We start from the raw sequence: 7,496 nt of genomic DNA, 5'->3' as shown, positions 1-7,496 counted from the left end.
GGCCAGCAACTGGCCGGCAGCGGCATCGCCGAACTTGCCGCCAGGGGCATGCTCAAGGCCGACGCCGCGCCGCTGGCGGTCGAGACGGTGCTCAACGTCACCCGCCATGACGGCAAGCAAGGCAATGTCGATGCCAAGATCCACTTTGCGCCGGCGGACAACAGGCTCGATCTTGACCTCAAGGCCTCGGAGCCGGCAGGCGGCATCATCGCCAATCTGCTCAAGCTGCCCGATACGCCGCCGGTCGACATAATTGTCTCGGGCACCGGGCCGCTCGCCAATTGGAACGGCATCGGCACGTTCTCGGTCGACGGCAAGATCGTCACCCAGCTGACAGGCCGGCACCAACTGACCGACAAGGGTAATCATGTTGAGGCCAAGGGCGATCTCGGGCAGGTCGATCTGCTTGATGTCGATGGAAACCGGCAGCGTCGTCGTGCCGCCGCTCGGCGCCGGCTGCGTGCTGGCCACCGGCAACCGGGCGAGTTCTATGCGCTCGGCAGCGATGCGGTCGGCGCTGAAGTTTTTCGACAGCAGCGCCAGCGGCGACCAGTCGACGGCCACCTTGCGCGCCACCAGCCAGGCACCCTCGCGATCCTCCAGCACGACATGGTCGACGCTGAGGGCTCCCGACCAGATGCCGTCTATGCCGCTGACCGTGATCTTGCGGTCGTCGGTCGATGCCAGCCGCGAAATGATGCCGGCGAGATTGTCGCGGCCGCGCTCGGTCTTGGTTAGCACCACCAGCGCGCCGATCGCTCCCGCAATCACGATCAGCAGGGTGTAGAGAACAATGCGGAGGATGCGCCAGACTGTTTTCATCGCTCAGAATGCCTGTCCGATGCCGGCATAGATGCCGAAATGCGGATCGCCCGGATCGCGGTTGAGCGGCACGGCCGCGTCGATGCGCAGCGGCCCGAACGGCGTGACATAGCGCAGGCCGACGCCGGCGCCGACCTTGACATCGGAGAAATCGGGAACCGATTTGGTCGACACGGTGCCGGCATCGACGAACGGCACGATGCCGATCGTGTCGGTGATGGCGATGCGCATCTCGACCGAGGTTTCGAAGAAGGACAGGCCGCCGATCGGCTGGCCGGTGAAATCCTTCGGACCGATGCCCTGATAGGCGTAGCCGCGCACCGAACCGCCGCCGCCGGAATAGAAGCGCCGGTCGGCCGGCACATTCTGAAGCCCGGTGCCCACGATCGAACCGATGGCGACACGTTCGGCCAGCACGAACTTGGAAGCCGAATCCAGCGACTGATAGGCCGACCCTTCGCCCCTCAGCTTCAGGAAGGCCGCACCATTCAAAATGTCGTAGCTCGGCTCGGCATAGGCCAGCACCCGAAAGCCGCTGGTCGGGTTCAGGCGGTTGTCCCTGTTGTCGTAGACATATTGCAGCGGAATGCTGGCGATCAGGTATTTGTGCTTGCCGAAAGCGTCGTGGATGCGGGAATAGTCGAGCGCCACCTCGGCGGAAACCGTCTGCTTCTTGGTCAGTTCGTAGGACAGTCCGGTGCTGCCCTTGATCGAGAAATGGTCATAGGCATCAGGATGTTCGAGCACCGTCTTGACGCTGGCGAAGAACTTCGATGCCGGTCCGATCACACCGGGTTTCTCGAACATGATGCCGGCATTGTAGTTGAGTTCGCCGAGATCGTTGCTGCCGATGCCGCTGATCTTGCCATCGATGCGCAGCTTCTCGGCCCGGCCGAACAAATTGCGGTGGCCCCAATAGCCCTCAAGGCCCAGCCCCTCGGTGTTGGAAAAAGTGCCGCCGACGCCGAAATAGCGTGGCTTGCGCTCGCTGACCTGGACGCCGATCGGAATGTTGCCGTCGGCATCGAGCGTGTCGGCTTCCTTGAACGTCACGCTGTTGAAGACCTCGAGCGCCAGCAACCGGTCGCGCGCATCGTCGATCTCTTGCGGCGAGTATTGCCGGCCGCGCTTGAGGCCGGTCATGTATTCGGTGAAGTCGCGGTCGACCTTCTCGGTGCCTTCCACGGTGGTCGGGCCATAGCCGGCGACCGGTCCGGCGGCGACCGTCAGCGTCACGTCGAGCGTCGAGGTGGCATGGTCGGCGACGATCTGGCGGTCCGTCACCTCTGCCAGCGGCCTGCCTTGCTCCTTCAGCGTCCGCACGATCAGCGCCTCGGCCTTGAGCACTGCGCCGGATCCGGCGTCGCCGCCTGATATCAGGCCATAATCGGCGCTCATCAGTCCTGCCGCGTCGCCTTGCAGCCTGATATTGCCCAAGGTGAATTTCGGCCCGGTAGCAATGTCGATCGCCACGGGAACCGGCTGCGGACCCTTGAATTCGGCATCCGGCGGCAAATCGTCGAGCGGCTTGCCGTCGATGGTGACGGTGACGACGCCTTCGTAGCGGGCATCGGCATAGAGCGCGGCGACAAGCTGTTCGCGGTCGCTGCGCGCCTTGGCCATCAGCCCGAGCGAGCCTGAAACCGGACGCTCCTCGTCGCTCTTCAGCGCCGAGGCATTTTCGAGCTTCTTGACCAGGTTCTTGTCGGCATCGGGGGCATTGATGGTCACGGCGTAGCGCAGCGGATCGACGATGTCGGCATCCTCGTCGCTGGACGATCCCCACAGCTTGATGCCGAAAAGCTCGAAAGCGGCCGCCGGGGACGATTCGGCGACGAGCACGGTCGAGCACATCATGGCCAGCAGCAGGGCGCGCGGAAGCGCACGCCCTGGCGCGCGACCTCCTGACATCTGCTCTTCATGCGCCGGCATTAAGACAACCTAGGTTACAAAACTAAAATTGGAATGAAGTTCTGAAGCGCTCGTAAAGGGGCCACAATCCAATTGTCTGAAATAGGACGGGCTTGGAATTCACACCTTTTGCGTCGCCGCAAGAAAGCGTGATCCCCTGTCCTATGGAGGTACTACCGGTCATCGACCGGAAAGGAAACCGTTGGCAGGCGGAACCCTGCCGCGTCCTTGTGTTGACAAGCCTGACTGAAGCTTGATCATGCCCGGACGTCAGCTGTGTCTGGAGGGGTGTTATGGCAATGCGCGCGGCTCGTGGTCTTTCGATTCTGATTCTCCTGTTTTTTGCCTGGGCCAATGTCCTGGCCTGGAGCAGCGTCTCGCAGGCGGCCGAGGCCCGGCGTATCGCGACAACGGACAATTCCGATTATTTCGGTTTTGATCTCAGGTCCGACCAGAATGTGACAATCGACCAGTGCAAGACGACATGCCTGGGAGACCCGGCCTGCCGCGCCTTCACCTACAATAAAAAAGCCAAATGGTGCTTCCTCAAATCCGACTACAACCAGTTGAAAACCTTCAACGGCGCGGTCGCCGGCAAGGTCGTCAACATCGATGGCGATCCTGATATCGGCGCGCCGCCGGAACTCGCCTTTTTCCCCAACTGGATGGCCGACCAGGCCCAGCAATACCGCAACAAGCTGCTCGGCCCGGCCTATGACAAGCCGACAGAAGGCATGGCTGCCTTGCTGAGTGCCGCCGAACAGGCCGTGCTGACCGGCGACCACCGCTCCGCCATGCTGAAATACGAGGCCGCTGTCTCGGTACTGCCCGATGATGGCCAGCTCTGGCTCAACCTGGCGCGTGAAACGCTGGCCGTGCAGCCCGCCGCCAGCACATCCGAAGCTTCCACTTTGCCGACGAACGGCACTTCGGCCGCATTCAATGCCTATAAACTACTGCGCACCACCAAGACGCGCGCCGAAGTGCTGGCGCTGCTCGGCAACGGCCTCGACAAGCGCGATCTCTACCGGCCGGCGCTACAGGCCTATGAGGCGAGCCTTGCCCTGAACCCGTCGCCGGCGGTCCAGGCCGACTATGCCGATCTGAAGGCGCGCAAGGGTTTCCGCGTTATCGACCACACCATCGACGCCGACACCAGCGCGCCGCGCATCTGCGCGCAATTCTCCGAAGATCTGGTCAAGACCGGCGTCGATTACGCGCAATTCGTCACCGTCGACAATGCACCGCCCAAGGGCGTCGAGGCCAAGGACAAGCAGATCTGCGTCGAAGGGCTGGAGCATGGCCAGCACTACGACGTCACCTTCCGCGCCGGCCTGCCGGCGGCAATCGGCGAAGTGACCGCGGCACCCGTGGTGCTGTCGATCTATGTCCAGGACCGCGCACCGTCCGCCCGCTTCACCGGTGATAGCTTCGTGCTGCCGGCCGGCGCGCGCCGCGGTATTCCGATCGTTACCGTCAACATGAACGCCGCCGAGATGAAGCTCTATCGCATCGGCGATCGTTCGCTGGCACAGCTTCTGTCGGGCTACCAGTTCCTGCACCAGCTGGACGGCTATGACATCTCCAACATTTCCGAGCAGATGGGCGCGCCGGTCTGGCAAGGCCAGCTCGACATCGCCAATGACCTCAACAAGGAGGTCACCACCTCCTTCCCGGTCGACGAGGCGGTGCCGCAGCGCAAGCCCGGCGTCTACGTGCTGACCGCCCAGGCCGTCAACAACAAGAGCGACGACTACAACTCGATGGCCACGCAATGGTTCGTCGTCTCCGACATCGGCCTGTCGACCTATACCGGTCAGGACGGGCTCAATGTCTTTGCCCGTTCGCTGGGCAGCGCCAAGCCGATCGCCGGCGCCGAACTGACGCTGGTCGCCAGGAACAATGAGGTTCTGGGCACGGCGACGTCGGATGCCGACGGCCATGCCGTCTTCAACCCCGGCCTGACGCGCGGCGACGGCGGCATGGTGCCGGCCGTGCTGATGGCCAAGCAGGGCGACAATGACTTCGTCTTCCTCGACATGGGCCGGGCCGGCTTCGACCTGTCCGACCGCGGCGTCACCGGGCGCGCGGCGCCAGGTGCGCTCGACGTCTATGCCTGGACCGAACGCGGTATCTACCGCGCCGGCGAGGATGTTCATGTCGCCGCACTTGCTCGCGACGGTGCCGCCAAGGCGGTCGAAAACCTGCCGTTGACCTTCATCTTCTCGCGCCCCGACGGCGTCGAGGACCGCCGTATCGTCAGCGACGGCGCATCGGCCGGCGGCCATGCCGTCGACCTGCCGCTCGCCCCCAACGCCATGCGAGGCACCTGGTCGGTGTCGATCTACACCGATCCCAAGCAGCCCGCGGTGGCCAGCCAGATGTTCCTGGTCGAGGATTTCGTGCCGGATCGCATCGAATTCGACATGAAGGCCGACAAGCAGGAAATCGCCCAGGGCGAAACCGCCAACATCGACATTGACGGCCGCTTCCTCTATGGCGCGCCGGCAGCAGGCTTGGCGCTGGAAGGCGAGCTGACGCTGTCGACTTCGCGCGACTGGGACCGTTTCCAGGGCTTTTCCTTCGGTCTCGCCGACGAGCAGTCGGCCGAACCCACGGTCACCCCCCTCGCCGATCTGCCGGTGGTTGGCGATGACGGCAAGGCGACCTTCCCGGTCTCCGTCGACCAACTGCCCTCGACCACCAAGCTGGTCGACGCCAAGGTGACGGTCAGGATGCGTGAAACCGGCGGCCGCGCCATCGAGCGCTCGCTCAACATCGGCATCCGCCCGCAGGGCCATATGATCGGCATTCGTCCGGATTTCGCCGACAATGAAGTGCCGCAGGGCGGCACGGCCAAGTTCAGCCTGATCGCCGTCGATCCCGACGGCAAGCGTGAGGCGCTGAAAGGCGCGCAATGGACGCTGGTCAAGGTCGAACGCAATTACCAGTGGTACCGCTCCAACAATTCGTGGAATTACGAGCCGGTGACCTTCACCAAGTCGATCGCCAACGGCCAGGTCGACCTCAACGCCGACGGCGACGCAACGGTCTCCGTGCCGGTCGATTGGGGTCAGTACAGGCTCGAGGTTGAAACCGCCGATCCGGAAGGACCGGCGACCAGCTACGAGTTCGACGCCGGCTGGTATGTCTCCTCGACCACCACCGAAACGCCTGACGGCCTCGAAATCGCCCTCGACAAGGACAATTATGCCGCCGGCGAAGTGGCCAAGCTGAAAATCTCGCCGCATTTTGCCGGCGAACTCTTGATCAACATCGGCTCCGACAAGCTGTTGAAGACCATCACGGCGTCAGTGCCGGCCGGCGGCAGCACCGTCGACATTCCGGTCGGCGACGACTGGGGCGCCGGCGCCTATGTCACCGCAACCCTGTTCCGGCCGGGCGATGCGCAGGAGACGCGCATGCCGGCCCGCGCCATCGGCGTGAAATGGCTGAAGGTCGATCCGGGTTCGAAGAAGCTCGCCATCACCTTGACGCCACCGGACAAGACCATGCCGCGCCAGCAGCTGTCGATCCCGGTTTCGGTCGCCGGCGTGCAGCCGGGCAGCAATGCCTATGTCATGGTTGCCGCCGTCGATGTCGGCATCCTCAATCTGACCAGCTACAAGGCGCCGGATCCGGAGAACTGGTTCTTCGGCCAGCGCATGCTGGGCATGGAAATCCGCGACATCTACGGTCGCCTGATCGACGGTTCTCTGGGCAACGCCGGCAAGCTCAGGACCGGCGGCGACGGCGCCAACATGCAGGCGCAAGGCAGCCCGCCGACCGAAAAGCTTGTCGCCTTCTTTTCCGGCGTCGTCGAGCTTGACGCCGACGGCAAGGCGCGGGTCGACTTCGACATCCCGCAGTTCAACGGCACCGTGCGCGTCATGGCCGTCGCCTGGACCAAGGACGCGGTCGGCCACGCCCAGTCCGACGTGATCGTGCGCGATCCCGTGGTCATCACCGCCGGCCTGCCGCGCTTCCTGGCGCCTGGTGACGCCGCCGTTATGCGCCTCGACGTCGCCGACACCGATGGTCCGGCCGGCGACTATGCGTTCTCGATCGAAACGACGGGCGACCTGTCGACGGGCGACAAGCCCCTGCCCCAGAAGCTGACGCTCGCCCAGGGCAAGCGCCAGACGCTAACCGTGCCGCTGATCGCTCAGACGGCCGGCAATGCCTCGCTCACCATCAAGCTTGCCCATGCCGACGGCACCAAGGTCGAGCAGACGCTCTATGTGCCGGTGCGCCCGGCGCAATTACCGGTCACCACCCGCCTGGTGGTCGACCTCAAGGGCGATGGCGGCGCGCTTCGCGTCGACAAGGAGCTGCTCGCGGCAAGCCTGCTCGACGGCGCCTCTGTCAGCGTCGGCGTTTCGCAGGCTGCCGCCTTCGACGTGCCTTCGCTGCTGATGACGCTCGACCGCTACCCCTATGGGTGCGCCGAGCAGACCACCAGCCGCGCCATGCCGCTTCTCTACGTCAATGAATTGGCGTCAGGCATCGGCATGGCCAGCGATCCAGATATCCATGGCCGCATTCAGGACGCCATCTACAAGGTTCTGAGCTATCAGGCCTCGGGCGGCAGCTTCGGCCTGTGGGGGCCGGGCTCCGGCGATCTGTGGCTCGATGCCTATGTCACCGACTTCCTGACCAGGGCGCGCGAGCAGAAATACGACGTGCCGAGCCTGGCCATGAACCAGGCGCTCAGCAACCTGCAGAACTCACTCGGCTACGACCAGAGCGTCCAGGACCGGGGC

Annotated in this window: 2 protein-coding genes and 1 pseudogene; 1 reads left to right on the top strand and 2 read right to left on the bottom strand. The window is 64.1% G+C overall.

The features are described 5' to 3' along the window. Both EN969_RS35920 and EN969_RS09235 read right to left on the bottom strand, forming a co-directional pair. Nucleotides 1-822, bottom strand: a pseudogene (locus tag EN969_RS35920) (hypothetical protein); the annotation flags it as partial. Between the two features lie 3 nt (nt 823-825). Next, the gene (locus tag EN969_RS09235; protein WP_063168512.1) at nt 826-2,754 is read right to left on the bottom strand and encodes an autotransporter assembly complex family protein; all 1,929 of its coding nucleotides are present in this window, start codon (nt 2,752-2,754) and stop codon (nt 826-828) included. 272 nt (nt 2,755-3,026) lie between these two features. Here EN969_RS09235 and EN969_RS09230 point away from each other — a divergent pair. Beyond that, a partial coding sequence (locus EN969_RS09230; RefSeq protein ID WP_127419081.1) for an alpha-2-macroglobulin family protein occupies nt 3,027-7,496 on the top strand: 4,470 nt, incomplete at its 3' end.

This window comes from Mesorhizobium sp. M7A.F.Ca.CA.003.01.2.1, assembly GCF_003998945.1.
Taxonomy (GTDB): Bacteria; Pseudomonadota; Alphaproteobacteria; order Rhizobiales; family Rhizobiaceae; genus Mesorhizobium; species Mesorhizobium ciceri.
The sequence above is the reverse complement of the archived record's forward strand: the minus strand, read 5'-3'. Positions and strand labels throughout refer to the sequence as shown.

Excerpts from the sequence above, each read along its gene's own strand:
- EN969_RS09235 (WP_063168512.1), bottom strand. The coding sequence starts at position 2,754 with ATGCCGGCGCATGAAGAGCAGATGTCAGGAGGTCGCGCGCCAGGGCGT.